Genomic DNA, 434 nt, shown 5'->3' on the forward strand with positions numbered 1-434 from the left:
CCTGTCCGTGCGGATGACTTAGGTGCAGTGCCATTAAAAGCGTTAATGGAACGTAACCCTTCTGTGGATTGGAATGTCGTCGATGACGTTTTATTTGGCTGTGCCAACCAAGCCGGTGAAGATAATCGTAACGTCGGTCGTATGTCGGCGCTTTTAGCAGGTATCCCTTATACAGTACCTGCAACCACAGTCAACCGTTTATGTGGTTCATCACTCGATACCGTAGCAATGGCCGCGCGTGCCATTAAAGCTGGTGAGGCTGACGTGATTGTGGCAGGTGGTGTTGAATCCATGTCACGTGCCCCATTTGTGATGGGTAAATCTGAGAGTGCATTTGGTCGTAGTCAAAAGATTGAAGACACCACCATGGGCTGGCGTTTTATCAACCCGAAGCTTAAAGAAATGTATGGTGTTGAAACCATGCCGCAAACGGC

General features: G+C 48.8%; 1 protein-coding gene. It reads left to right on the top strand.

Annotated features, from left to right (window positions below):
- Positions 1-434 (top strand): thiolase family protein (locus AC1M9J_RS14780; protein WP_481952574.1); only part of this gene is annotated, 434 nt, incomplete at both ends.

It is taken from the genome of Acinetobacter sp. ANC_7588, assembly GCF_056783995.1.